Origin of the sequence: Streptomyces sp. NBC_01474 (assembly GCF_035918215.1) — a bacterium.
In the GTDB taxonomy this organism is placed as follows: Bacteria; Actinomycetota; Actinomycetes; order Streptomycetales; family Streptomycetaceae; genus Streptomyces; species Streptomyces aureus.
Map to the genome: position 1 here is coordinate 2,870,777 of NZ_CP109449.1, position 25,497 is coordinate 2,896,273.

A 25,497-nucleotide genomic window follows, 5' to 3' on the forward strand; every position below is an offset into this window, starting at 1 on the left:
GGTACGGAACGGGCGGCGGCGCGAATGTCGAGCGCCTTCGAGGCCGAAGCGCCTACGGGAGTCAGACCGTGAGGATTCCGGGGTCGCTCACGCCGGCCTGTCCGTTCTCGACATGGCCCGCGAGGCGACGCAGGTACGTGCTGTCGCTGTCGGCGGTCATCTTCAGGTCGTACCAGCGCTTGGTCGCGCGCAGGTCGACGGTCTGCGTGACGGTTGCACCGGCCCGCACGGTGTACGTCTGCGGCTGTCCGCCGTAGGCGTTGGTGACGGTGAGGTGGACGTCGGCGCCGGTGGGGTTCGTCAGCGTGAGCGTGAGATTGCCCGTGCTCGCGTCGTGACGGGCCGTGAGTCCGGGCTCGGCGACGGTGTTGGTGCCCTTGAAGGCGCGCAGGAATCCGTTCGGGCCGTGCACCGTGAGGTCGTACTTCCCGGCGGAGTAAGCGGAGTTCCAGGCGTCCGAGATCGACTTTCCGGCCTCGGTGGAGTACGTCCAGGGGCCGTCGGTCCGGCTCTGCGACCTGACCTGGAAGGCCGCGCCCGCGGAGGGGCCGCCGCTGAACGTGAGCTGGAACTTGCCGGTCGACGGCGTGGAGACCCCGTCGACGTACGGCGCGTACGGCAGCGGGCGCGCGGGCCGGGAGCCCGACTCCTGCTTGGGCAGCAGGGGCGTGGCCGGCGGCTTCGGTACGTAGCTGGAGTGCCGGTCGTGGTCCGGCGGCACGTACCCGGCGGTGCTGGGCAGTTGCGCCGGGGCCGTGTTCGTGAGGGAGAAGTCGAACGCGGAGGAGAGGTCGCCGCAGATCGCGCGGCGCCACGGCGAGATGTTGGTCTCCTTGACGCCGAAGCGCTTCTCCATGAACCGCAGGATCGAGGTGTGGTCGAGCGTCTCGGAGCAGACGTAGCCGCCCGTGGACCAGGGCGAGACGACGATCATGGGGACGCGCTGGCCGAGGCCGTAGGGGCCCGCCGCGTAGCTCGCGTTGCCCTTGAAGTAGTCGAGCGTGGTGTCGGCGGTGGACAGGCCCTGGTTCGCGGAGGCGGGGGCGTAGGGCGGCACGACGTGGTCGAAGTAGCCGTCGTTCTCGTCGTACGTGATGAACAGAGCCGTCTTGCTCCACACGCCCGGGTTGGACGTGAGCGCGTCGAGAACCTGCGAGATGTACCAAGCCCCGTAGTTCGCGGGCCAGTTGGGGTGCTCGGAGAACGCCTCGGGCGCGGCGATCCAGGAGATCTTGGGGAGCTTCCCGGCCTTGACGTCGGCCTTCAGGACGTCGAAGTAGCCGTCGCCCGCCTTGGCGTTCGTGCCGGTGCGGGCCTTGTCGTAGAGGGGGTCGCCCGGCTTGGCGTTGCGGTAGTTGTTGAAGTAGAGGAGCGAGTTGTCGCCGTAGTTGCCGCGGTAGGCGTCGTCGATCCAGCCCCAGCTCCCGGCGGCGTCGAGGCCGTCGCCGATGTCCTGGTAGACCTTCCAGGAGACCCCGGCCTTCTCCAGGCGCTCGGCGTACGTGGTCCAGCCGTAACCGGCCTCCTGGTTGCCGAGGACGGGCCCGCCGCCGCTGCCGTCGTTGCCGACGTGGCCCGACAGCATGTAGTAGCGGTTGGGGTCGGTGGCCCCCATGAACGAGCAGTGGTAGTCGTCGCACACCGTGAACTTGTCGGCGAGCGCGTAGTGGAACGGGATGTCCTGGCGCGTCAGATACGCCATCGTGCCGGTGCCCTTGGCGGCGATCCAGTTGTCGTACTTGCCGTTGCTGAAGGCGCTGTGGCCGCCGGCCCAGTCGTGGTCGAGGCCCGCGATGAACTGCATGCCGAGGTCCGCCGCGTCGGGGTGGTAGGGCAGGACCTCCTTGCCGCCGCTCACTTGGTTCCACACGGGCTTGCCGCTGGGGAGCGTCACCGGCCGCGGGTCGCCGAAGCCGCGGACGCCCTTCATCGTGCCGAAGTAGTGGTCGAAGGACCGGTTCTCCTGCATCAGGACGACGATGTGCTCGATGTCCTGGACGGTTCCCTTGACGCGGGCGGCCGGGATGGCCGCGGCGCGGTCGATGCTGTTCGACAGGGCGGTGAAGCCCGCGGTCGCGCCCGCTATCTGCAGGAAACGCCGCCGGTTGAGTTCAGGCATGGGTGTAGGGCCTCTTGGGTGTGTGGGGACAGAAGCGAGCAGAGTGTTCCAAGAGGACCGGCCAGAGGGGAAGGGGTGATGACACTTGCATGAAAACTCGCCGTATGCGTCAGAAACAATCACCCAGGCGCTGGTGCCCCGATCAGCGGGGAGGACCGACCGGGTCCAACCGGTCCTCCCCGCCGCCGACTTCAGCCCCGCTCGCCCACCGCGAGCCGCAGCGTCACGATCTGGAACGGCCGCAGCGCCACCCGCACCGCGTCACCGCCGTCCGCCGACTGCCGCACCTGGTCCGGCTGTTCGGTGAGCGGGCGCTCCAGCAGGTCGGTGACCTGGACACCGGCCAGCGGGAAGCCCGTACGCAGGGTGCCCGCCGCCCGGCCACCGAGCGACTCGTAGAGCCGCACGACGACATCGCCCGAGCTGTCGTCGGCGAGCTTCACGGCCTCCACCGTCAGACCGTCGCCGTCCACCGACACCACCGGGTCGGGCGCACCTCCCGAATCGGCCACGCGCAGCGGCAGGTTGAGCGCGTACCCCTCGGCCACGGCGTCGGCGATGCTCGCGCCGGGCAGCAGGGAGTAGGTGAAGCGGTGCGCGCCCTGGTCGGCCTCCGGGTCGGGGACACGCGGGGCGCGCACCAGGGAGAGGCGGACCGTGGTGGTGGTGCCGCCGTCGTCGCGTGTCGTGCGCGAGACGTCGTGGCCGTACGTGGAGTCGTTGAGGACCGCGACGCCGTAGCCGGGTTCACCGATGTGGACCCAGCGGTGGCCGTACACCTCGAAGCGGGCCGCCTCCCAGCTCGTGTTGGTGTGCGTGGGGCGCTTGACGTGGCCGAACTGGATCTCGGCGCTGGAGTGGTCGGCGCGGACGTCGACGGGGAACGCGGCCTTGAGGATCTTCTCGGTCTCGTGCCAGTCGATCTCGGTCTCGACGTCGACGCGCTTGCTGCCCGCGCGCAGGGTCACGGTCTGTGTGATGCGGGAGCCCTTGCCGAAGGCGCGCTCCACGCGGACGGCGGCGCGCAGCGGCCCCTCCTCGGTCACCGTCACGGACTCGGCGTCGAGGAGGTCCCGGTAGTGGTTCTTGTAGTGCTTGTCGATGTCCCAGGCGTCCCAGTAGTTGGGCAGGTCGCTGTGGAGGCGGAGCAGGTTGCCGGGACCGGCGAGGACCTCGCGTTCCGCGGTCAGGTCGTACACGGAGGCCAGCGTCCCGTCGGGGCCGATGACGACGCGCACGAGTCCGTTGTCGAGGGTGCGGCCCTCCGTGACGGTGACGGGATGGTCGGGGGCGGCGGGGGCGAGGGGCGCCGACCCGCCTGCGGGCACGTGGGTGCGGGCCGGCTCACCGGCCGGGGTGCGGATCACTTCGGTACGGGCGTACGGGCTGGTGTTGAAGACGTGCGGCACGCCCTCCCCGAGCGCGCCCTCGCCCAGGGCGGCGACCGCTTCTGCGGTGATCGCTTCGAGTTCGCCCGCCACACGCGCGTACTCCGCCTCGGCCTCCCGGTGCACCCAGGCGATGGACGACCCGGGCAGGATGTCGTGGAACTGGTGCAGGAGCACCGTCTTCCACAGCCGGTCGAGCTTCTCGTACGGGTACGCGTACCCCGGCGCGCGCAGAGCCGCGGTCGTGGCCCACAACTCGGCCTCGCGCATGCGGTGTTCGCTGCGGCGGTTGCCCTGCTTGGTGCGGGCCTGCGACGTGTACGTCGCGCGGTGCAGCTCCAGATAGAGCTCCCCCGACCACACCTGCTCCTCGGGGATCTCCTTGCTCGCCTGCGCGAAGAAGGCGTCCGGGTGCTCGACCCTGACCTTCGCGGAGCCCTCCAGGTCCGCGAGCCGTCGGGCGCGCTCCAGCATCTCGCGGGTGGGACCACCCCCGCCGTCGCCGTGTCCGAAGGGCGCGAGGGAGCGGGTGCCGCGTCCCTTGTCCTGGTAGTTGCGGACGGCGTGCGCCATCTCCCGGCCGGAGAACTCGACGTTGTAGGTGTCGACCGGCGGGAAGTGGGTGAAGATCCGCGTGCCGTCGATGCCCTCCCACCAGAAGGAGTGGTGGGGCAGCTTGTTGGTCTGGTTCCAGGACAGCTTCTGCGTGAGGAACCACTCGTTTCCGGCGAGCCTGGCGAGCTGCGGGTACGCGGCGTTGTAGCCGAACGAGTCGGGCAGCCACACTCCCCTGGTCTCGACGCCGAAGTGCTCGATGAAGAAGCGCTTGCCGTGGACGAGCTGGCGGGCGATGGCCTCGCCACCGGGCAGGTTGCCGTCGGACTCGACCCACATCCCGCCGACGGGCGCCCACTGACCCTTGACGACGGCTTCCTTGATGCGGTCCCACACGTGCGGGTAGTTGTCCTTGACCCACTCGTACTGCTGGGCCTGCGAGCAGGCGAAGACGAACTCGTCGTACTCCTCGGCGAGCGCCGTCACGTTCGAGAAGGTGCGGGAGGTCTTGCGTTTGGTCTCGCGGATCGGCCACAGCCAGGCCGAGTCGATGTGCGCGTGGCCGACGGCGGACAGGGTGTGGGCGCCGGCGTGCGCGGGCTTCGCGAGGGCGGGGGCGAGGACGGCGCGGGCGGCGGCGGCCGTGCCGGAGACGTCGTCGAGGTCGAGGGTGTCGAGCGCCGCTTCGAGGGTGTGCGCGATCTCGTGGCGGCGTGGCTCGTGTTCGCTCAGTTCCAGCATCAGCTCGCGCAGGACCTGGAGGTCGAGCGAGAGGTGGAATACGTCCTCGTCGAGGATCGCGAGGTCGGCGCTCCTGAAGGTGTAGAGCGGCTGGTCGCCCGCCGTGCGCGGGTCGCCGAGCGCGGTGGGGTGGGCGAAGCGGTCGGCGAGGATGTCCGGGTTGGAGGCGGCCTCGATGAGGTACTCGACCTCTTCGCCGCCCTGGGCGGGACGGGCCACGGGCACGTACTGGTTCTGCGGGTTGACGGCCTTGAGGGGGCGGCCGTCGGGGAGGTGGACGAGGGCCTCCGCCTGGTTGCCGGGCCATTCGTTGACGAAGCCGAGGTCGAAGACGGCCTCGACGCGGCGGCCCGCCCACTCGGCGGGGACGGTGCCGTGCGCCGTGAACCAGGTGGTGCCCCAGGGCGGCCCCCACGGGGTGCCGACGCCGAACGGCTTGTACGCGGCCGCTCTCGCCTCGGCGAAGGGGACCGGCTCGCCGGGCGCTTGCCAGGACTGGAGGGCGAGCGGGACCCTGGCGCTGTGGACAGACGGCTTGACGCGCTGGTCGTGGACGCGGGCGATGCGCTGCTCGATACGGCGGAGTTCGTCGTGCATACCTGCTCCTCTGCTACGGGGTGTCCGGCGGATCACGGCCGGGGGCGCGACGCCTGGCACGGCACCTCGCCGCGACCTACCCGACCCTGACCCGCCGGACACCCCCTAGCGGGCCAGGTAGGCGAGGCCGGGGTGGGCCGCCGTGTATCCCTCCAGGAGGCGGCGGGCCACGGTCACGGAGTCGACGAGGGGATGCAGGGCGAACGCCTTGACGGCGGTGGCGCGGGAGCCGCCTTCGGCCGCTTCGAGCACCTCGCGCTCGACGGCCTTGACGGAGGAGACGAGGCCCGTGGCATGGCCGGGCAGCGGTGCCACGCTCACGGGGTGCGCGCCGTTGGCGTCGACGAGGCAGGGGATCTCGACGACGGCGTCGACGTCGAGGGACGGCAGGGCGCCGCGCCCGCGCACGTTGAGGATCAGCGTCGCGCGCTCGTCGCGGGCGATGGCGCGCATCAGGGCGAGCGCCACCTTCTCGTAGCCGCCCGACTCCTCCAGGTCGGCGGCGTCCCGCTCGCCCGCGCCGGACGCCTCGCGGTTGTGCGCCATGTAGGTGGCCTCGCGCTCGGCCCGGGTGCGGTCCCAGCTGGCGTACGACGGGTGGGAGTAGAAGGCGGCCTGCTGGTCGAGCAGGAACGCGCCGCGGGTGCGTTCGGCCTCCTGGTAGGCGTGCACCGTCTCGCGGTTGAAGTAGTAGTAGTGCAGGTACTCGTTGGGGATCGCGCCGAGGGAGCGCAGCCAGTCCGGGCCGAAGAGGCGGCCCTCCTCGAAGGAGCCGAGCAGCTTCTCGTCGGCGAGCAGGCGGGGCAGCTCGTCGCGGCCGTTCACCCTGAGTCCGCGCAGCCAGCCGAGGTGGTTGAGGCCGACGTAGTCGATCCAGGCCTCGCCCGGGTCGGCGCCGAGGACGCGCGCCACGCGGCGGCCGAGTCCGACGGGCGAGTCGCAGATGCCGATGACGCGGTCGCCGAGGTGCCGCGACATGGCCTCGGTGACCAGGCCGGCCGGGTTGGTGAAGTTGATGACCCAGGCGTCGGGGGCGAGTCGCTTCACGCGGCGCGCGATGTCGACGGCGACGGGCACGGTCCGCAGGCCGTACGCGATGCCGCCGGCGCCGACCGTCTCCTGGCCGAGCACCCCTTCGGCGAGGGCGACCCGCTCGTCCGCCGCGCGGCCCGCGAGGCCGCCGACGCGGATCGCGGAGAAGACGAAGTCGGCGCCGCGCAGCGCCTCGTCGAGGTCGGTGGTGGCGTGCACGGCGGGCGCGTCGGGGACACCGGTGGCTTGTTCCGCCAGTACGCCGGTGACGGCCCGCAGCCGGTCCGGGTCGGTGTCGTGCAGCGTGACCTCGGTGACCCGGCCTTCGGCGTGGTCGCCGAGCAGCGCTCCGTACACCAAGGGCACTCGAAATCCGCCACCGCCGAGAATCGTCAGCCTCATGCGCCGATCGTAGGGCAGCCTGGTCCGCGACCCGATCTTCGACCGGCGGAGGCCGCATGAAACCCCCCACGCAACGACGGACGAGACGCCAACTCCTCACTCTGGCCGCGACCCTGGGCGCCCTGTCGCTCGGCGCGGGCACGGCGACGGCCGCGCCCACCTGGACCGAGACCGGCACCGCGCGGGTGAGTTCACTCACCGGCAGCCAGGGCCTGGCGAGCCACGCCGACGGCTCGCTGGTGTACCGGGGCCTCGCTTCCGTGCCGCTCGATCTGCGCACGGCGGGCTGGTCGCACATAGGCGACCCGGACGTGGCGCAGGGCTACACGTTCGACGCGTACCAGGGCGGCGACGGCACGACGAAGAAGATGTTCGCGGTGACAGCCCCCGACGGGCGGCGCACCACATACGAACACACCCTGGATCAGGGTGAGTTGCTCAACAACTCGTTCGCGTCGGTGTCGCCCGACGGGCAGTGGCTGGTGGCGGGCGAGTGGGGCAGCATGAACCGGCTGCAAGTGTTCCCGGCGCCCGTGCTCAACCCGTCCGCGCCCGCGCCCGGCGCGAACCTCCCGCAGGCCGGGCAGATCAGCCTCGACAAGCCCGTCGACAACATCCAGGGCTGCGACTTCACCGACGCCACGCATCTGGTGTGCTCGTCCGACGACTCGACCAAGGAGGTCCTGGAGGTCGCCCTCGACCGCCCGCTGGACGGCTCTCCGGTCGCCGGGCACGTCACGAGCGCGTTCGCGATCCCGCAACGAAGCATCTGCTCGGGCACGTTCGAGGCCGAGGGCGTCGACTACGACACCGCGCGCGGCACGCTGCGCGTGGAGATGGTGCCGCCCTCGCCATGCCTGGTGACGACGACGGTGATCTCGTACCGCAAGGGCTGAACCGACGGTGATCCCATACCGCAAGGGCTGAACCGACAGTGGCCTCGGACCGCGCGGGCCGAGGTGTGGGACGGCGGGGTTCGGGGGATGGTCGCGATCATGACAGATCGCACGTCCCCCTCCCCGTCGGCCCCGTCCGGCCCTCCGGACCCGCCCGAACCGGCGGCCGGGGCCCTGACCACCGCTCCCCCGCGCCGCCCGCTGCGCCAGCTCCTCGCCGCCTCGGTCGGCAACGCCGTCGAGTGGTACGACTGGTACGCCTACACCTTTCTGGCCACGTACATCGCGGGCCAGGTCTTCCCCAAGAGCTCGGGCAACTCCCTCGTACCGCTGCTCTCCACGTTCGCGGTGTTCGCCGTGGGGTTCTTCATGCGGCCGGTCGGCGGGCTCCTCATGGGAGCGGTCGCCGACCGGCACGGCCGCCGGGCCGCGCTGACCGTGACCATCCTCCTGATGGGCGGCAGCAGTCTGCTGGTCGGGCTCACACCGACGTACGCGGCCGTGGGTGTCCTCGCGCCCGTCGTGCTCGTCCTCGCGCGACTGCTCCAGGGCCTGTCCGTCGGCGGCGAGTTCGCGGCCTCGACCACCTTCCTCGTGGAGTCGGCGGGCCCGGGACGGCGCGGCCTGTTCTCGTCCTTCCAGTACGTGTCGACGTCCGCCGGGCAGCTCGCGGCGTCCGGAGTCGCGGCGGCGCTGGTGAGCACGCTCGGCGACGGGCAGATGGACGGCTGGGGCTGGCGCGTGCCGTTCGTGCTCGGCGCGCTCCTCAGCCTGGTCGGCTTCTGGATCCGGCGCGGCGCGTACGAGACGCGCAGCGCCGAGCAGCGCGCGGCCGAGCGGCCCGGACTCTTCGACGCGCTGCGCCATCACCCGCGCGAGTCGCTCCTGATCTGCGGCATCACCGCGGGCGGCACACTCGCCTACTACACGTGGACGTCGTATCTGCCCACGTACGCGGAGCTGAACGCGGGCATCGACAAGGCCGACGCCCTCGTCGCCGGCACCATCGCGCTGGCCTTCTTCGCCCTGCTCCAGCCGGTCGGCGGAATGCTCTCGGACCGGTTCGGGCGCAAGCCGCTGCTCCTCTTCTTCGGCCTGGGTTTCGCGCTGCTCAGCGTGCCGCTGCTGCGCTCGCTCGGCAGCTCGTTCGCCTCGCTGCTCCTGGTGCAGTGCGCGGGGATGGTGCTGCTCACCGGTTTCACCTCGATCTCGGCCGCGGTCAACGCCGAGGTGTTCCCCGCGCGGGTGCGCGCGGCCGGCATCGGCTTCCCGTACTCGCTGACCGTCGCCGTCTTCGGCGGGACAGCCCCGTATGTCGGCACGCTGTTCAAGGAGACAGGGCACTCCGGGCTCTTCCCTTGGTACGTCGCCGTGCTCTGCCTGGTGTCGTCCGTGGTGTACCTGCGGCTGCCGGAGAGCGCGCACAAGGAGCTCGACCGCTGAGGCGCGTTGCGCAGGATGCAACCAGAGTTGCGCCTCTTGCCAGTTGAATGGGCGCGCACCAGGCTAGGAGCCACGTCACTCTGACACCGGAGGTACCAGGAATGAGCAGCAGCACCGGCCGCCGCCGCTTCCTCGGCGGGATCGCGGCCGTCGCGGCCGGCGGTGTCGTCACGGCGGCGGCGGGTCCCGCACAGGCCGGGGCGCCGCGCGCGGGACGGCCCCTGTTCCTCGGCACGTACACCTCACAGGACGGCGGTGGCGGCGGCATCGGACTCGCCACGTACGACGCGGGCACGGGCCGTATCACCGGGACCGGCACGATCGACGGGGTGGCCGACCCCTCGTATCTGGCGCTGCATCCGCGCGGCCACACCCTGTACGCGGTCGACGAGGGGCAGGACGGCGGTGTGACTGCCGTCCGCCTCGCGGACTGGCGCGTGCTCGGCCGGCAGAGCACCGGCGGCGCGGGCCCCTGCCATCTGTCGGTGCACCCGAGCGGCCGGTGGCTGCTGAGCGCCAACTACCTCTCGGGCAGCGTCGCCGTGCACCCGATCGCCGACTCCGGCGCGCTCGGTGAACGCACGGCGCTCGTCACCCACTCGAAGCCCGCGCCCGGCCCCGGCCAGGAGGGCCCGCACGCGCACCAGATCATCACGTCCCCGGACGGGCGGCACGTGCTCGCCGTCGACCTGGGCAACGACACCGTCTACACGTACCGCCTCGACACCGCGGCCGGGACGCTCACGCAGGTGTCGTACGCGTCGCTGCGTCCGGGCGCGGGCCCCCGCCACCTCACGTTCCACCCCGGCGGCCGCTTCGCGTACCTCGCCAACGAGGTGGACAACACGGTGGTCGTCTGCGCGTACGACCCGCCGACGGGACGCCTCACGCCCGGCGAACCGCAGCCCACCGGCACCGGGTCCGGCACCAGCTACCCGGCGCAGATCCTGGTCACCGCCGAGGGCGGCTTCGCCTATCTCGCCAACCGCGGGCACAACAGCCTGACCCAGTACGCGATCGAGGCGGACGGCGCGCGGCTGCGCCTGCTCGACACGGTCCCCGTCGGCGGCGACTTCCCGCGCCACATCGCCTTCTCGCCCGACGAGCAACTCCTGTTCGCCGCGAACCAGAAGTCGGGGTCCGTCACCGTCTTCCACGTCGACCACTGCGGCGGCGAGCTCACCCCGGCGGAAGGTCCCGCGTTCGCCGCGCCGATCGCCGTCTGCGCACTGCCGCAGTAGCGCGCGGTCCGGGAGTCGCGCGGACAGCCGTGAGAGGGGCCCGTTCGCGGCCGGCCACACTCTCCGCGGCGGTCAGTCGACGAGACCGGGCGGCAGACCCCACGCGAGGCCGCCCAACTTCGTGCCCGCCGCCGGGTCGAGCCGCAGGGCGCGTGCGCTCCGCTCGCCGGGCGGGTCGGCCGGCACCATGACGCGCCACGGCTGCCTCGGGTCGTCCTCGACGACGGCCCGGTCCCGGTGCAGCAGGCCCCGGACGTCCCGTGAGTGACGCACCTCGAGGGCGGGCGGATTCCGGGGCTCGCGGACCGGCCGTCAGGTCACCGCATGATCCCGGTGAGCGCGTCCCCTTCCTTCGCGCACTCCCACGCGCCGTCGCAACACGCCTGCCAGGACCGGGCGTCGGGCCCGAGCAGCACGGCGCGCTGGCCGGCGGCCGCGGGCGTCAGCAGGGACAGGCGCAGTCCCGCGGTCTCGACGACCAGGCCGGTGGCGGTCCGGCCCGCTCCCGCCGCGGCGCCGTCCGGCAACCGCGTGACCTCGGGCAGGGCCTCGGCGACCTCTCCCGCCGGGTAACCGAAGAGGTCTATGTCGTCCCAGGCGACCGGCGTCGCGGGGGCGGGGACCGTGGTGGTGACGTCGAGCCGGGCCAGCCGGTCCGCCGATCCGGGGCCGCCGCCCCAAAAGCCGAGCGTGACGCCGTCGAACTCCGCCTCGAAGGCCCAGTCCGGGTCGTGGAGAAGCCCGTTGAGCCAGGCGTCGTGCGCGTGCCGCAGCTCCGGGTACTGCTCGCGCGTCAGTGTCATGCACTGCCGCCTGCGCGTGATCGCGCCCTCGGTGAGTGTGGAGAGCACCTCGTCGGGCGTCATCCCGAACCGCACCGCCCCCGCACCGCCGGGCAGCGTCACGCCTGTGTCCTGCGACAACTCCAGCATCGCCCCATTGTTCACGGCGGGGCCCGGGAGACAAGCCCCCTGCGGCCCCGCGCGCCCCTCCAGCAAACCTGCACACCGAATACGCAGTCCGGTCACGGTGTGCTGTGAATGCACACAACCTTCAAATGTGGGCCCGGGCAAAAATGCGGGAGTGTCCATTTTGCAGAAATTCATGGAGCCCGCTCGGAAATTCTGACCTGTGGATCCTGTGAAGGGTCTGCCCGCACCCGGTGAACACTCCTGCACGCGGCGGTAATTACGTGCCCACACAGCCTCTGACCGGGGACCTTCCGATTGGATGTGCGAGGCGTCCGCGTGCTTTGATCCTCCGCACTGCGGGAGTTACGCAAGTGATTCACGCATTCTGGTAATTACCAATGAGAAGGGCAGCTCATCATGAACTCCACCCCCCAGGTTCAGACCCTTGAGATCTCCGACGCCGACCTCGACAACGTGTCGGGCGGCCTCGTGGGCGGCCTCGCCGCCAACCTGACCGGCACGGCCGACTCGATCGCCCCCATCTCCGGCGTCGTCGGTGGCCTGACCGGCACCGTCGAGGGCCTGACCGGCGTCAACACCGCCGCCGTCACCGGCCTGGCCACCGGCCTGACCGCTGGTCTCTGAGCCACGGCTCTGCCAGGGCCCCGGAACCTCCCCCCGGTTCCGGGGCCCTTGGGCACTCCCGGCACCTCGCCGGACCGGAAGACACATAAGGGAAGTACGTCGTGCAGTTCCGCCAACAGGCCCTGTCCAAACTGCAGTCGCCCGAGGAACTCGACCTTCCCGTGCGGCTCGCCAGGCCCCAGGGCGTACTCGCGCTGGCCGTGACCCTCGTCGTGATGGCGGCCGCGTCCGTGTGGGCGGTGACCGGATCGCTCTCCTCGACGCTGCGGGTCCCCGGCGTCCTCACCCACGCGCAGGGCAGCTACGTCCTCCAGAGCCCCGTCACCGGTCAGGTCACGGGCGTGCTCGCCAAGGAGGGACAGCACCTCGCCGCGAACTCCCCGCTCCTCAAGGTCAGCACACCGCAGGGCGACCGCTATGTGCGGACCGTCGACGCGGGCCGCGTCACCACACTCGTCGCCCGGATCGGCGCGGTCGTCACCACTGGTTCCGACGTGGCGACCGTCGAGAAGACCGGCACCAAGGACCCCCTCCTCGCGATGCTGTACGTCCCCGCGGACCGCGCGGGCACCGTGCCCGTCGGAGCGGACGTGGACCTCACCGTCCAGTCGGCACCGTCCCAGCAGTACGGCACGCTGCACGGCCGCGTGCAGGCGGTCGGGCGCGGCGCTCAGAGCAGTCAGCGGGTCGAGGCGTTCCTCGGCGACAAGGAACTGGCCACGCAGTTCACGAAGGACGGCCCGACGGTCGCGGTCCTCGTGAAGCTCGTCGCGTCACCCTCCACCAAGTCGGGCTACGCCTGGTCGTCCAAGGGCGGACCCCCGTACGCGCTCGACTCGATGACCCCCGCCTCCGGCGCCGTGCACCTGGCCGAGCAGCGCCCGATCGATTGGCTGCTCCCGTGAGCCCCTCCCCCGCAGTCCAGCAGCAGCTGCCCCCGGCCGGACACGGCCGTCGCCGCGCGCGCCCCGCGCCGAAGCCGCCGCGCCGCCGCCACCGCACCGTCCGCACGCCCACCGTCCTCCAGATGGAGGCCGTCGAGTGCGGCGCCGCTTCCCTCGCGATGGTCCTTGCGCACCACGGCCGCCACGTCCCGCTGGAGGAGCTGCGCATCGCGTGCGGCGTCTCGCGCGACGGCTCGCGGGCCAGCAACCTCCTGAAGGCGGCCCGCAGTTACGGGATGACCGCACGCGGCATGCAGATGGAGCCGGCCGCGCTCGCGGAGGTCGAGGCGCCCGCCATCCTCTTCTGGGAGTTCAACCACTACGTCGTCTACGACGGCATGGGCCGGCGCCTCGGGCGGCGCGGCGTGCACATCAACGACCCCGACAAGGGCCGCAGGTTCGTGCCCTCCGAGGACTTCGACACCAGCTTCACGGGTGTCGTCCTCGTCCTCGAACCCGGCGACGACTTCCGCCCGGGCGGGCGCAGGCCCGGCGTCCTGCGGGCGCTGCCCGCGCGCCTTCGCGGCACGACGGGCACGATGCTCGCGGCGCTGCTCGCCAGCCTCCTGCTCGTGGCCGTCGGCGCGGCGCTGCCCGCGCTGAGCCGCACGTACATCGACATGTTCCTCATCGGTGACCAGACCTCGCTCCTCGGCGCGCTGTTCGCGTCGATGGGCGCGATGGTGGCGCTCACGGCCGTGCTCACCTGGCTCCAGCAGGCCAACCTGCTGCGCGGGCGCGTCATCGCGTCGACGCTGAGCAGCGCCCGGTTCTTCGGCCATCTGCTGCGGCTGCCCGTGACGTTCTTCGCACAGCGCAGTCCGGCCGATCTGGTGCAACGCCTCCAGTCGAACGACGCGGTCTCCGAAACGCTCGCGCGTGACCTGACCGCGGCGGGCGTCGACGGCGTCGTGGTCCTCCTGTACGCGGCGCTGCTGTGGACGTACGACCCGCAGCTCACGCTCGTCGGGGTGGGCATCGCGCTCGGGAACGTCGTCGCGATGCGGATCGTGATCCGGCTGCGGGCCACCCGTACGCAGAAGCTGCGCGCGGACACGGCGCGGCTCACCAACACCTCGTACACCGGCCTTCAGCTCATCGAGACGATGAAGGCGACCGGCGGCGAGAACGGGTACTTCCGGCGCTGGGCCGGGCAGCACGCGACCACGCTGGAGGAGCAGCAGCGGCTCGGGGTGCCGAGCGCGTGGCTCGGCATGGTGGCGCCGACCCTGGCGACGCTCAACAGTGCCCTGATCCTGTGGATCGGCGGCCTGCGCGCGGTCGAGGGGCATCTGTCGGTGGGTCTGCTCGTGGCGTTCCAGGCGCTCGTCACGCGGTTCACCGCGCCGATCACCCGTCTCAACGGTGTCGCGGGACGCATCCAGGACTTCGCCGCCGATGTGGCGCGCCTCAAGGACGTGGAGAGCTTCCCGGCGGACGCCCTGTACACGCGGCCCGACGCGGCGGCGAGCACGCGCCGCCTCAAAGGACACGTCACGCTCGACGACATCACCTTCGGCTACAGCCCACTGGACAAGCCGCTCCTCACGGGCTTCTCGCTGGCGGTCGGCCCCGGTCAGCAGGTGGCGCTCGTCGGCGGCTCGGGCAGCGGCAAGTCGACGGTGTCCCGGCTGATCTCCGGGCTCTACAGCCCGTGGGAGGGCACGATCCGGATCGACGGACAGCGCCTGGAGGACATCCCGCGGGGCGCCCTGTCGGCGTCGGTGTCTTTCGTCGACCAGGACGTTTTCCTCTTCGAGGGCACGGTCCGTGACAACGTCGCCCTGTGGGATCCGTCGATCCCGGACGAGGCCGTCGTCGACGCCCTCAAGGACGCGGCGCTGTACGACGTCATCGCGCGCAGGCCCGGCGGCATCCAGGGCCGGGTCGAGCAGGACGGGCGGAACTTCTCCGGCGGCCAGCGCCAGCGCCTGGAGATCGCGCGGGCCCTGGTGCGCCGGCCGAGCATCCTCGTGCTCGACGAGGTGACCAGCGCGCTCGACGCCGAGACGGAACAGCTCATCATCGACAACCTGCGGCGCCGCGGCTGCGCCTGCGTCGTGATCGCGCACCGCCTCAGCACCGTGCGCGACAGCGACGAGATCGTCGTCCTCGACCACGGCCAGATCGTGGAGCGGGGCCGGCACGAGGCGCTCGTCGCCGCCGGCGGGCCGTACGCCGAGCTGGTCAAGGAGCACTGACGTGACGTACGCAGATCAGGAGTACGCGGCCGGCGACCAGGTCACCGCCTCGTTCGGCTCCCTGGGCATGCCGGTGGACTGCGCCGGCATGCGCAGCCTGAACCTCGAAGGACCGCAGGTCCTGTGGCTGGTCGTCCAGGGCGCGCTCGACCTGTTCGCGGTCGACGCGGCCGCCCAGGGTCACTGGCACTTCCTGGGCCGCCTGGAGGCGGGCACCCTGCTGCTCGGTCCGGTCGAGGGACCCCAGCACACGTTGGTGGGCCGCCCGTTGCAGGGCTGTCTGCTGCGCCGTATCGGCCTGCGCGAACTCCAGCGCCCCGACTACGGCGACGCCTCGTGGTCGTACGACCAGCAGTACCTCAGCCAGTACGACACCCAGGACGCGGCCCTCAGCCTCCTCGAGCACGCCTTCGCCCTGGGTGTGGGGCGCAGCCAGCGCGTCCTGTTCGAGGCGCCGCTCGACGGCCGGACGGCCGGCGACGACTCCGTGGGCGACGACGACATCCTGTGGCTGCCGATCCTGCCGGGCAGCGTGCAGTACGGGGCGTCGTACAGCGCGGACACCGTGGGCGAGCTGCTCGTCGACGGCTCGATGTGGCAGCGCATGGTCAACCAGCAGTTCCGTCTCCTGTCGGCGCTCGACCGGTGGATCGAACGCCTGGAGAGCGCGCACGAGACCCGGACCGCGGCCGGGATCAAGGCGGGTGAGACCGTCCGCGAGGAGGCCGACCGGACGCTGCTCGCGTCCATCGGCCGCCAGGGCAAGGGGGGTTCGCGGCGCGGCTCCTCCTCGGGGAACGGCGACGACGCGACGTACGCCGCGTGCAAGCTGGTCGCGGGCGCTGCCGGGATCACGCTCACGGCGCCCGAGCGGAGCGGCGCCGTCAGCGACCGCGTCGACCCGGTCGAGCAGGTCGCCGTCGCCTCACGGATCCGCACCCGCGCGGTCCGCCTCGACGGGCGCTGGTGGCGCGAGAACGCGGGCCCCCTGGTGGGTCACCGCGCGGCGTCCGGCGCCCCGGTCGCACTGCTGTGGCGGCGCGGCGGGTACGAGGCCGTGCATCCGTCGAGCGGGCGACGGACCCGGGTGGACGAGGACAACGCGGAGGAGTTCGAGACGCGGGCCGTCATGCTGTACCGGCCGCTGCCCGACCGGGCGCTGAGCCCGCTGCGGCTGCTGCGGTTCAGCGCGCGCGGCACCCGGGCCGACGTGCGCAACCTGCTGCTCGCCGGGCTCGTGACCGTCGCGATCGGGGCCCTGGTGCCGGTCGCCACCGGGCGGGTCCTCGGCGTGTACGTGCCGAACGCCCAGACGGACCTCATCGTGCAGGTCTCCCTCGCGGTCATGGTGACGAGCATCGTGTCGGCCGCGTTCATGCTGCTGCAGAACCTCACGATCCTGCGCATGGAGGGCCGGATCGAGAGCGCGCTCCAACCCGCCGTGTGGGACCGCCTGCTGCGGCTGCCGACTCGGTTCTTCGCGTCGCGTTCCACGGGCGAGCTGGCGAGCGCCGCCATGGGCATCAGCTCGATCCGCCGCCTCATGTCCGGCGTGGGCCCGGTGGTGGTGCAGTCCGGCACGGTCGGCGCGATGAACCTCGTCCTGCTCCTCCTCTACAGCGTCCCCCTGGCACTGACCGCGCTCGCCATGCTCGCGGTGATCGCGGGCGTGTTCCTCACGCTCGGGCTGTGGGAGCTGCGCTGGCAGCGCCGTCTCGTCGTCCTCGGCAACAAGCTCAACAACCAGGCGTTCCAGACGCTGCGCGGCCTGCCGAAGCTGCGGGTCGCGGGGGCGGAGAGCTTCGCGTACGCCTCGTGGGCCGGGGAGTTCGCGCGCAGCCGCGAGCTCCAGCGGCGCGCGGGCCGCATCAAGAACCTGACGACGGTCCTCAACGCGGTCTATCTGCCGCTGTGTTCGCTCGTGATGTTCATGCTGCTCGCGGGCCCCGCGCGGGGCACCCTCTCCGCAGGCGACTTCCTCACGTTCAGCACCGCGGTGACGATGCTGCTGTCGTCGGTCACGCAGCTCACGGGCGCCCTGATCTCCGCGGCGGCGGTCCTGCCGATGTTCGAGCAGATCAAGCCCGTCCTCGACGAGGCCCCCGAGGTGCGGGCCGCCAGCACCCAGCCGGGTGAGCTGACCGGCGAGATCGAGGCGCGCGGCGTGTCCTTCCGGTACACGGACGACGGGCCGCTCGTCCTCGACGACGTGAACCTGTCCATCAGGCCGGGCGAGTTCGTCGCGGTCGTCGGGCCGAGCGGCTGCGGCAAGTCCACACTCCTGCGCCTCCTCATCGGCTTCGACAAGCCGGTCTCCGGCGGTGTCCTGTACGACGGTCAGGACCTCGGCGCGCTGGACCAGGCAGCCGTGCGCCGGCAGTGCGGCGTCGTGCTCCAGAACGCGCAGCCGCTGACCGGTTCGATCCTGGACTGCATCTGCGGCGCCGAGGTGTTCACGCAGGAGGAGGCGTGGGAGGCGGCGGCGATGGCGGGGCTCGCCGAGGACATCAAGCGGATGCCGATGGGCCTGCACACGATGATCGCCGGCGGCGGCGCCATCTCCGGCGGCCAGCGCCAGCGCCTGATGATCGCGCAGGCGCTGATCCGTCGGCCGCGCATCCTGTTCTTCGACGAGGCCACGAGCGCGCTCGACAACGAGACCCAGCGCACCGTCATCGACAGCACCCGCGCCCTGAACGCCACGCGCGTCGTCATCGCGCACCGCCTGTCCACGGTGATGGACGCGGACCGGGTGATCGTCATGGCGGACGGCCGCGTCGTCCAGCAGGGACCGCCGGCCCAGCTGCTCGCGGACACGAACGGGCGGCTGCACGAGCTGGTACGTCGTCAGATGGCGTAGTCCGCGCGGGGAACGCGGCTCGCGCAAGGGCCGCAGCCCGCCGCAAGGACGCGGCTGGCTCAAGGACATTGACAGAACCTCCGAACCCTGTGAACCTTCGTGCTCGAAGTTGCTCGAAACAGCGATAGTTCAAGCACTGGTAAACATCGACCGGCCGGGCTCCACGGGTCACTCGGGTTGAGCGGAGATGCACCTTGCACGGATTGCGAAGACTGCGGCAACGGCGGCTGAGACGGCAACGACCGCCTCGCGGGGGCACCCTGGCGGTGATCGGCACGGCCGCACTCCTCGGCGCGGCCCTCCTCGGGGCCCCCGCCCAGCAGGCGAAGGCGGCGACCCCCGGCAGCGGCGTCCTGGACGACGGCCACAAGAGCGTGACCTGGCAGAGCCCGGTGTACGCCGCGGGGACCGTGGGCGATCCCGGCAAGTGCCCGGCCGCCGCCGACGACCCCGACAACAAGGTGTGCGACCGCTTCGACCTCAAGGTGTCGGTCCCTGACGGCTACTGGGACGACAACCCCGAGGGCGGCGTGCCCGTCTCGATCGAGTGGGCGAAGCAGCCCACCGACGACTTCGACATGTACGTGTTCGACGACGCGGGCAAGCAGGTGGCCGCCAGCGCGGGCACCGCCGACCCCGAGGCCACGGTGATCCCGAAGGCCGACGGCACGTACCACGTCGTGGTCGTCCCCTACGACGTGCACGACAACTCCTTCGTCGGCAAGGCGTATCTGCCCGAGACGACCGACGCGGGCGACCTGACCTCCTTCACGGGCAAGGACGGCAGCTACACCATCGGGGCCGGCGCCCTCAAGGCGCGGGCCGACTTCCTGACGGGCGGTCAACTGCGGCTCCAGGCGGACCCGTCCGGCACGTTCAGCGACCCGGCCGGTTCGCAGATCGTGCGCAAGCAGCCCGCCCTCGACAAGCACACGTCATCCTTCGACGCGGGCGCGTACTACGGCATCCGCTCCGCCGGAGCCGTCCTGCGCGTCTACAAGAAGCCGCTGCGCTTCGGCCTCTACAAGGCCGACAACAGGACGCGGATCTGGCAGGAGGACAAGCCCCTGCGCTGGTCCACCGGCGGCATGCGGCAGAGCCTGGAGCGCGGCAAGGACGAGCAGTTCTTCGGCGGCGGCGAGCAGAACGGCTCGTTCTCGCACCGCGACAAGACGGTCTACGTCGCGAACAACACCAACTGGAACGAGGGCGGTTACAACAACTCGCAGCCGTTCTACCTCTCTTCGGCGGGCTACGGCGTCTACCGCAACACCTTCGCCCCGGGCGTCTACGACTTCGGCCCCTCGGTCCACGCGGGCCAGCAGGAGCGCCGCCTCGACGCGTACTACTTCCTCGGGGACGCGAAGAAGGTGATCGGCGGCTACACGTCGCTGGTCGGCAAGCCGTTCATGCCGCCGGTGTACGGCCTCGAACCCGGCGACGCCGACTGCTATCTCCACAACGCCAACCAGGGCGAGCGCCACACCCTCGACGCCCTCAAGGTCGCCGACGGGTACGTCGACAACCAGCTGCCGCTCGGCTGGATGTTGGTCAACGACGGCTACGGCTGCGGCTACGAGAACCTCGCCGAGACCTCGAAGGGACTCCAGGACCGGGGCGCCGAGATGGGTCTGTGGACCCAGGACGGCATCGACAAGCTCGCCGACCAAGTGAAGGCCGGACAGCGCGTCGCGAAGCTCGACGTCGCCTGGGTCGGCAACGGCTACGGCATGTCCCTCGACGCCTGCGACAAGGCGAAGGCCGGCATCGAGGACAACAGCGACGCGCGCGGCTTCGTCTGGATGCCCGTCTCATGGGCGGGCGCGCAGCGCTGCGGCGTGCTGTGGAGCGGTGACCAGAAGCTGTCGTGGGACTTCGTGCGCTGGCAGATCCCGACGTACGCGGGCGCCACGATGTCGGGCATCGCGTACAACACCGGTGACGTGGGCAGCATTTACAGCCACGACGCCAAGATGTACGCGCGTGACCTCCAGGCCAAGACGTTCCTGCCGGCCATCATGACGATGGACGGCTGGGCCAGGGACATGACCACCGGCCAGAAGATCAACCAGCAGCCGTGGGTGGACGGCGAGCCCTACACGTCCATCAACCGCAAGTACCTCCAGCTGCGCGAACGCCTGCTGCCGTACCTGTACACCCTGTCCGCCGAGGCGGCGAAGACCGGTGTCGGCGGCGTGCGCCCGCTGTACCTGGAGTACCCGGACGACCCGCAGACGCTGGGCGCGAACGCCAAGTACGAGTACCTGGCGGGCGACGACTTCCTGGTCGCCCCGGTCTACAAGGACTCGGACACCCGCGACGGCATCTACCTGCCCAAGGGCACGTGGACGGACTACTGGACGGGCAAGACGTACCACGGTCCGACGACGGTCGACGGCTATCACGCGCCCCTCGACACGCTCCCCCTCTTCGTCAAGTCCGGTGCGATCGTGCCGATGTGGCCGAAGGGGACGACGTCGTACAAGTCCCGTGACGTCCACGAGCTGGACTGGGACGTGTACCCGCAGGGCCGCTCCTCCTACACGCTGTACGAGGACGACGGGGTGACCCGCGACTTCGCCAAGGGCGCGTCGGCGACGCAGCGCGTCACCGTCGACCAGGGCAAGCACGCGACCGAGGTCAACGTCGGTGCGAGCAGGGGCAGTTACAAGAACGAGCCCGACGCCCGCGCCTACCGTTTCACGGTCCACGGCGAAGGCGCGCCGCACCGGGTGTCGGTGGAGGGGCGCACGCTGCCCCGCGTCGCCTCGGCGGACGCGCTCGCCGCGGCCGGGTCCGGTTGGTACTACGACGCGGACACGGGGGTGACGACCGTGAAGACCGCGCGCCAGTCCCTCGACCGCGACTTCACGGTGACGCTGCGGCGCTGATCCGCGGTACGGAGTGAAGTGGGGGCGGGTCCGCCGGTGCGGGCCCGCCCTCGGCCATTGCCCCGTATACCGTGTCAACTCCCGCCGGTGCTGCGACTGTTCGCCGCGATGTGCGCCAAGGCCTCCTGCACCGCGCGCGCGTGCTGCCATGCCGCACGCGACGCCGCCTCCGGGTCGCGGCGGGCGATGGCGTCAGCGACCCACCGGCGGCTGGACGGCACCGATGCTGCTGCTCGCGGCGCCGTGCGTACCGATGGGCGTCGCCGGCACAGGCCGCGACCGCCAACTCGACGACGAGCCCACGGCGAACACCCTCGCTGCAGGAGCGCTCGCTCCCTCCGGCCAGGAGCACGCGCCGGCCTCCGGCCGCTGACCCCGCACCAGCGGGTTTGCTCGTGCGACTCGGGCTGCTCGTACGATGTCCGCCAGTGTGTCCGCGCGAGCGCACGGAGGAAGGGGTGAGGGTGTCCGCTACAGCCGATTCGCGGCGTCGTGTCCGCGTTGCGCCCGCCGACCCCGAGGCGGCCGCCGTTCTCAGGTCGTGGGCGCAGCAGGGCGATTCACTGCTCGATGCGGCGGAACTCGACCTGTCCCACGCCGACCTGTCCGGCCTCGACCTGGCCGTGGGGCTGCTCACAGGGACCGTGTTGCGCGGCGCCCAGCTCGTCGGCACGGACTTGTATCGCGCGCACATGGAAGGGGCGGTCCTGGAAGGTGCCGATCTCTCCCGCGCCTGCCTTACGAAGGCGATCCTCGACGAGGCCGACCTGAGGGGCGCGGTCCTCGTGGAGGCGAATCTCGGCAGCGCGGAGCTCTACGGAGTCGACGCGCGGGCGGCCTCCTTCCGCGGCGCGCGGCTCAACGGGGCCTCGTTCCTCGACGCGCGTCTGGAGGGCGCCGACCTCACCGGCGCCTCGGTGCGCGAGACGTCCCTCAAGGCGGTCCTCGACGACCGCACGCGCGTCGAGGGCCTCACCGGCAGCGTCTTCGGTCCCGCACGCCTCGAAGACGACGGTCCGCCGCGCGAACTGGCGGGCCCCGCACTCGAAGAGTGGCTGAACAACCGCGGTGCGGCCGTCCAGGTCCTCAATTCCCGCACCGCACCCCGCACCGACTCACGCACGGACTCACGCACGGACTCACGCACGGACTCACGCACCGACAGAGCCGCAGGGAACGTACGCAACCGGCCGTTTCCTCCCGCCGGAGCCCCGTCCACCACGCCGACCAGCACGTCTTCGGCCCGATGATAGGTTCGACCGCGTGATGTCGACGGGGCCCCTGAGCCGTACGGCGCTGAGCCGAGTCACCTTGGTGGGTGCGCGCGGACGCGTCGAACTCGTCCTGCCGTCCCGGGAACCGCTCGGCATGCTCCTGCCGGAAGTACTGCGGCTCCTCGACGACGGCTCCCCGCACACCTCGCACCACCGCCTCATCGCCGCCGACGGGTCGGCGCTCGAAGCCGACAGCACGCTGGAGTCCGCGGGCGTGTCCGACGGTGCGGTGCTGCGCCTCGTACCCGTCGAGGACTCGGCGTCCGTACCTGCGGCTCACGCCGACATCGACCTGCGCACCTGGTGCTGGCGGCCCGCCGCGCGCAGGGTGGTGGCCGGTGCGGCCACCGTCGTCTGGGCTGTGCTCGCCGGGCTCCTCGCACGCCAGGGCCAGGCGGAGGCGCTGTCCGCCGTCGGCGGCACGTTGCTCGCGGCTGCCGCCCTCGCGGCGCTCGCCGGGGCGCTCCTCGGGCGGGCCGGGGACAAGGGTCTCGCGACGACGCTGATCACGACTGCCGGTGCGGTCGGTGTGCTCGGCGCCTGGACGCTCGCCGACGCGCACGACTGGCCGGGTGCGGCGCGCCTGGCGTGCGCGGGCGGGGTGGTGGCCGGGGCGCTGCTGTTGCTCGGGCTGTTCTCGCCGGTGGGCCGGAGCGGCGTGGTGGGCGCGGCGGCCGTCGCCGGGTGCGGGGTGTGCTGGGAGGCCGCTCTCGCACTGCAGTCAGGTGGCGGCACGGCGCAGGAGGCGGCTCGCGCGGGTGCGCTCGTCGCGGTCGCGTCCGTGGTCGCCCTGGGACTGCTCCCGCGTCTCGCGCTCAAGGCGTCGGGCCTGTCGGGTCTCGACGACCGCCGGTCCGGCGGGGCCTCGGTCAGCCGCTACCGGGTGTCCACGGCGCTGGCCGCCGCCCATCGTGAACTCGCGCTCGCCTCCGGCGCCCTCGCGGTCTCGGCGGCCGTCGCCGCGGTGTGCGCGCTGCGTGCGCCCACGGCGTGGACGGTGCTGCTCGCGGTCGCCGTCGCGCTCGTACTGGCGATGCGCGCGCGGGCCTTCCCCCTGACCGGGGAAGTGGTCGTGCTGCTCGCCGCCGGAGCGGTGGTGGCCGTAGGGCTCGCGTGGGTGTGGCTCGACGACGGCTCGGGCGCGGCGGGGCCGCCGGCCGCGCTGGTCGTGCTCGCGCTGGTGTCGCTCGGGGTGCTCGCCGTGCGGCCCGCGGAACGTGTGCGGGTCCGGCTGCGCCGGGCCGGCGACGTACTCGAATCGGTCGGTGTGATCGCGCTGCTCCCGTTGGTGATCGGCGTGTTCGGTGTGTACGGGCGTCTGCTCGGCACCTTCGCGTAAGGGCTCGGGGAATGACGCAGAACGACTGGCAGAACAACGTACTGCGGGACCTGCTCAGGCAGACCCAGGCACAACTGGGCGGGGAGGGCGTCGGGATGACGGCATCTGAGGCGCCCGGTTCCGGCCCGGCGGGGCAGGACTCCGGGGCGGGTGGCGAGTCGGAGACCTCAGTGGCGCCACCGCCCGCACCCGGGCGCGCCCGGCTTCCGCGCCGACGGCCCAACACGGCCCCGTCACCGGACGCGGGCCCCGGCCCGTCGCCCTCACCGCCGCTCGACCCGGACGTCGACGCTACGGATGAGCCCACTCCCCAGACGCTCACCCCGGCGCCGGGCCAGACGTCCACCCCGGCCCCGCGCCGGCCGGCGTCACTGGCGGCGCGCCTGGCGGCAGGCCGAGCGGACCGACCGACGCCACCGACCGACGCGAACGCCACCCTTGCGGTGCCCGCACCCGCGCATGCCCCGGCGCCGGGCGCGCCGACGTCTCTGCTCAAGGCCCACGTCACGGACGCGGCGCCGGTCCAGGAGGCGTCAGCCGACGCCCCCGGCGACGCAACGGCGGCCGCAGAGCCCCCGGAGCCAGAGCCCCGACCCATCAGCACGGGCTCCTCCGCGATACCGGACGTGTCCATCGAGATCCAGACGAAGGCCACACCAACACCCGTACCTCCGGCCGAGATCACGGACGCCGCGCCGCCCGTCCCGGTGGCAGCCACCCCCACCCCGGCCCCCGGTGCACCCACCCCCACACCCCGAGCCGACATCACGGACGCCACGCCCACCCCCAACGCCCCCACCCACACTCCGGTGCCCACCCCACCCCCGTACACCCCGGCCTCACCGCTGCCGCCCGCTCCGGCCCCCTCAGGGCTCCCCGCCCCCTACGCGCCCGCGCCCGCGCCGACCCTCCAGCCGCACACGCCCGCAGTCGCCCCCCGCTCCCGCTCGCGGAACTCCCGCCTCCCCGCCATCACCCCCGAATCCGTCCCCACCGTCGACCCGCGGCTCGCGGGGGCGCTCGGGCGGGCTCAGCACGGGGACACCGTGGCGCGGCGTACCGGGCGCTCGCTGCGCAGGCTCGCCTCGTCCGCCGCGCAGGAGGTGTCCGAAGAGACGCGTCTCGCGCGGGAGTTGCAGCAGCCGGTGGCCAACGGCCGGGTGGTCGCCGTGACGTCCATCCGCGGGGGCGTGGGCAAGACCACCGTGTCGGCCCTCCTCGCCCGCACTCTCAACCACTACCGCCATGACCCGGTGCTCGCGCTGGAGGCGGACGCCGCACTCGGCACGCTGCCGGTGCGGCTCGGCGCCGAGTCGGTGCGCTGGTCGTGCCCGGACCTCGCGCAGATCCTCAAACCGTCGATGCAGCTCACCGACGTCACCGGCTATCTCGTGCCGGTCACCGACGGCGGCTGGCTCCTCCCGGCGAGCCAGGGCCGCGTCGGCGCTCCGCTGGACGTACGCACGTACAGGACCCTGTCGCTCGCGCTGCGGCGCTACTTCGCGGTGACCGTCGTGGACTGCGAGACGCTGCCGGGCGAGGTGGCCCGTACGGCGATGGACACGGCGCACGCGCGCGTGGTGGTCGCCCCGATGACGGTGGAGGGTGTGGGCGGCACGCGCGTGGTGCTCGACTGGCTGGCGCAGCTGCCGAAGGCAGCCCTGGCCGCCACCGTCGTCGCGCTCACGTCGAGCGCGCCCGACATGACGCTCGACCTGAAGGCGGCGACGGCGCATCTGCGTGAGACGGGGGTCGCGGTCGTGCACCTGCCGTACGACCGCCATCTGGCCGCGGGAGGACCGATCAGGTCGGAACTCCTGTCGGAGGCGACGCGCCGAGCGGCCACGGGTCTGGCGGCCGAGGCGGTGCAGCGGGCGGCCGCCACGAGGTAGCGGCGGCGCGGCAGTCGGCACACCGCCCGGCCCGTACCCCGCAAGCCCGCGAGCCCGGCATGATCCAGACGGGTGGCCCTAGGCACGGCCCGCCCGGCGGGGTAGCTTGCGCTGCCAATGGTTTAG

The 25,497-nt window shown here is 72.0% G+C and carries 17 protein-coding genes; 12 read left to right on the plus strand and 5 right to left on the minus strand.

Annotation, left to right across the window (positions count from 1 at the left end; translation table 11 throughout):
• Positions 1-61 precede the first annotated feature (61 nt).
• The 3 genes from OG758_RS13485 to OG758_RS13495 all read right to left on the minus strand — a co-directional run bounded on the left by OG758_RS13485 (position 62) and on the right by OG758_RS13495 (position 6,834).
• Positions 62-2,119 (minus strand): phosphocholine-specific phospholipase C, encoded by a 2,058-nt coding sequence (locus tag OG758_RS13485; RefSeq protein WP_326710213.1) that lies wholly within the window; start codon positions 2,117-2,119, stop codon positions 62-64.
• A 191-nt stretch (positions 2,120-2,310) separates the two neighbouring features.
• Positions 2,311-5,400 carry an alpha-mannosidase gene (locus OG758_RS13490; RefSeq protein ID WP_326710214.1) on the minus strand — a complete coding sequence of 1,030 codons (3,090 nt, stop codon included), beginning with the start codon at positions 5,398-5,400 and terminating at the stop codon, positions 2,311-2,313.
• A 105-nt stretch (positions 5,401-5,505) separates the two neighbouring features.
• On the minus strand, positions 5,506-6,834 hold the full coding sequence (locus OG758_RS13495; protein WP_326710215.1) for a 6-phospho-beta-glucosidase: 1,329 nt from the start codon (positions 6,832-6,834) through the stop codon (positions 5,506-5,508).
• Positions 6,835-6,890: 56 nt separating this feature from the next.
• Here OG758_RS13495 and OG758_RS13500 point away from each other — a divergent pair, with 56 nt between their 5' ends.
• The 3 genes from OG758_RS13500 (at position 6,891) to OG758_RS13510 (ending at position 10,414) form a co-directional block, all read left to right on the plus strand.
• The gene (locus OG758_RS13500) at positions 6,891-7,730 is read left to right on the plus strand and encodes a hypothetical protein (protein ID WP_326710216.1); all 840 of its coding nucleotides are present in this window, start codon (positions 6,891-6,893) and stop codon (positions 7,728-7,730) included.
• A 99-nt stretch (positions 7,731-7,829) separates the two neighbouring features.
• The gene (locus OG758_RS13505) at positions 7,830-9,173 is read left to right on the plus strand and encodes an MFS transporter (RefSeq protein ID WP_326710217.1); all 1,344 of its coding nucleotides are present in this window, start codon (positions 7,830-7,832) and stop codon (positions 9,171-9,173) included.
• Between the two features lie 101 nt (positions 9,174-9,274).
• On the plus strand, positions 9,275-10,414 hold the full coding sequence (locus OG758_RS13510) for a lactonase family protein (protein WP_326710218.1): 1,140 nt from the start codon (positions 9,275-9,277) through the stop codon (positions 10,412-10,414).
• A 72-nt stretch (positions 10,415-10,486) separates the two neighbouring features.
• Here the strand turns inward: OG758_RS13510 and OG758_RS13515 are convergent, their stop codons facing one another.
• Together OG758_RS13515 and OG758_RS13520 are read right to left on the minus strand one after the other, a co-directional pair.
• Positions 10,487-10,687, minus strand: coding sequence for a hypothetical protein (locus tag OG758_RS13515; protein WP_326710219.1), 201 nt, complete (start codon positions 10,685-10,687; stop codon positions 10,487-10,489).
• Positions 10,688-10,731: 44 nt separating this feature from the next.
• Entirely contained in the window at positions 10,732-11,346 is a 615-nt protein-coding gene (locus tag OG758_RS13520; protein ID WP_326710220.1) for a hypothetical protein, read from the minus strand.
• A 396-nt stretch (positions 11,347-11,742) separates the two neighbouring features.
• Here OG758_RS13520 and OG758_RS13525 point away from each other — a divergent pair, with 396 nt between their 5' ends.
• The 9 genes from OG758_RS13525 (at position 11,743) to OG758_RS13565 (ending at position 25,371) form a co-directional block, all read left to right on the plus strand.
• The gene (locus tag OG758_RS13525) at positions 11,743-11,970 is read left to right on the plus strand and encodes a type A2 lantipeptide (protein ID WP_326710221.1); all 228 of its coding nucleotides are present in this window, start codon (positions 11,743-11,745) and stop codon (positions 11,968-11,970) included.
• A 101-nt stretch (positions 11,971-12,071) separates the two neighbouring features.
• A complete protein-coding gene (locus OG758_RS13530; protein ID WP_326710222.1) occupies positions 12,072-12,875 on the plus strand; it encodes an HlyD family efflux transporter periplasmic adaptor subunit in 804 nt (267 codons plus the stop codon).
• Positions 12,860-15,115, plus strand: coding sequence for an NHLP family bacteriocin export ABC transporter peptidase/permease/ATPase subunit (locus OG758_RS13535; protein WP_266558000.1), 2,256 nt, complete (start codon positions 12,860-12,862; stop codon positions 15,113-15,115). The genes OG758_RS13530 and OG758_RS13535 overlap by 16 nt, the downstream gene beginning before the upstream one ends.
• Positions 15,116-15,182: 67 nt before the next feature.
• A complete protein-coding gene (locus OG758_RS13540; protein WP_326715900.1) occupies positions 15,183-17,975 on the plus strand; it encodes an NHLP bacteriocin export ABC transporter permease/ATPase subunit in 2,793 nt (930 codons plus the stop codon).
• A gap of 266 nt (positions 17,976-18,241) precedes the next feature.
• Positions 18,242-20,866, plus strand: coding sequence for a glycoside hydrolase family 31 protein (locus tag OG758_RS13545; protein WP_326710223.1), 2,625 nt, complete (start codon positions 18,242-18,244; stop codon positions 20,864-20,866).
• A 223-nt stretch (positions 20,867-21,089) separates the two neighbouring features.
• Positions 21,090-21,239, plus strand: a complete 150-nt coding sequence (locus OG758_RS13550; RefSeq protein ID WP_326710224.1) for a hypothetical protein — start codon at positions 21,090-21,092, stop codon at positions 21,237-21,239.
• A 91-nt stretch (positions 21,240-21,330) separates the two neighbouring features.
• On the plus strand, positions 21,331-22,116 hold the full coding sequence (locus tag OG758_RS13555; RefSeq protein WP_326710225.1) for a pentapeptide repeat-containing protein: 786 nt from the start codon (positions 21,331-21,333) through the stop codon (positions 22,114-22,116).
• 16 nt (positions 22,117-22,132) lie between these two features.
• Positions 22,133-23,479, plus strand: a complete 1,347-nt coding sequence (gene eccD / locus OG758_RS13560) for a type VII secretion integral membrane protein EccD (protein ID WP_326710226.1) — start codon at positions 22,133-22,135, stop codon at positions 23,477-23,479.
• A gap of 11 nt (positions 23,480-23,490) precedes the next feature.
• Positions 23,491-25,371: a hypothetical protein gene (locus tag OG758_RS13565; RefSeq protein WP_326710227.1), complete on the plus strand. Its 1,881-nt coding sequence runs from the start codon at positions 23,491-23,493 to the stop codon at positions 25,369-25,371.
• Positions 25,372-25,497: the final 126 nt, after the last annotated feature.

Excerpts from the sequence above, each read along its gene's own strand:
- OG758_RS13485 (WP_326710213.1), bottom strand. The coding sequence starts at position 2,119 with ATGCCTGAACTCAACCGGCGGCGTTTCCTGCAGATAGCGGGCGCGACC.
- OG758_RS13490 (WP_326710214.1), bottom strand. The coding sequence starts at position 5,400 with ATGCACGACGAACTCCGCCGTATCGAGCAGCGCATCGCCCGCGTCCAC.
- OG758_RS13495 (WP_326710215.1), bottom strand. The coding sequence starts at position 6,834 with ATGAGGCTGACGATTCTCGGCGGTGGCGGATTTCGAGTGCCCTTGGTG.
- OG758_RS13500 (WP_326710216.1), top strand. The coding sequence starts at position 6,891 with ATGAAACCCCCCACGCAACGACGGACGAGACGCCAACTCCTCACTCTG.
- OG758_RS13505 (WP_326710217.1), top strand. The coding sequence starts at position 7,830 with ATGACAGATCGCACGTCCCCCTCCCCGTCGGCCCCGTCCGGCCCTCCG.
- OG758_RS13510 (WP_326710218.1), top strand. The coding sequence starts at position 9,275 with ATGAGCAGCAGCACCGGCCGCCGCCGCTTCCTCGGCGGGATCGCGGCC.
- OG758_RS13520 (WP_326710220.1), bottom strand. The coding sequence starts at position 11,346 with ATGCTGGAGTTGTCGCAGGACACAGGCGTGACGCTGCCCGGCGGTGCG.
- OG758_RS13525 (WP_326710221.1), top strand. The coding sequence starts at position 11,743 with ATGAACTCCACCCCCCAGGTTCAGACCCTTGAGATCTCCGACGCCGAC.
- OG758_RS13540 (WP_326715900.1), top strand. The coding sequence starts at position 15,183 with ATGCCGGTGGACTGCGCCGGCATGCGCAGCCTGAACCTCGAAGGACCG.
- OG758_RS13550 (WP_326710224.1), top strand. The coding sequence starts at position 21,090 with ATGCTGCTGCTCGCGGCGCCGTGCGTACCGATGGGCGTCGCCGGCACA.
- eccD (WP_326710226.1), top strand. The coding sequence starts at position 22,133 with ATGTCGACGGGGCCCCTGAGCCGTACGGCGCTGAGCCGAGTCACCTTG.
- OG758_RS13565 (WP_326710227.1), top strand. The coding sequence starts at position 23,491 with ATGACGCAGAACGACTGGCAGAACAACGTACTGCGGGACCTGCTCAGG.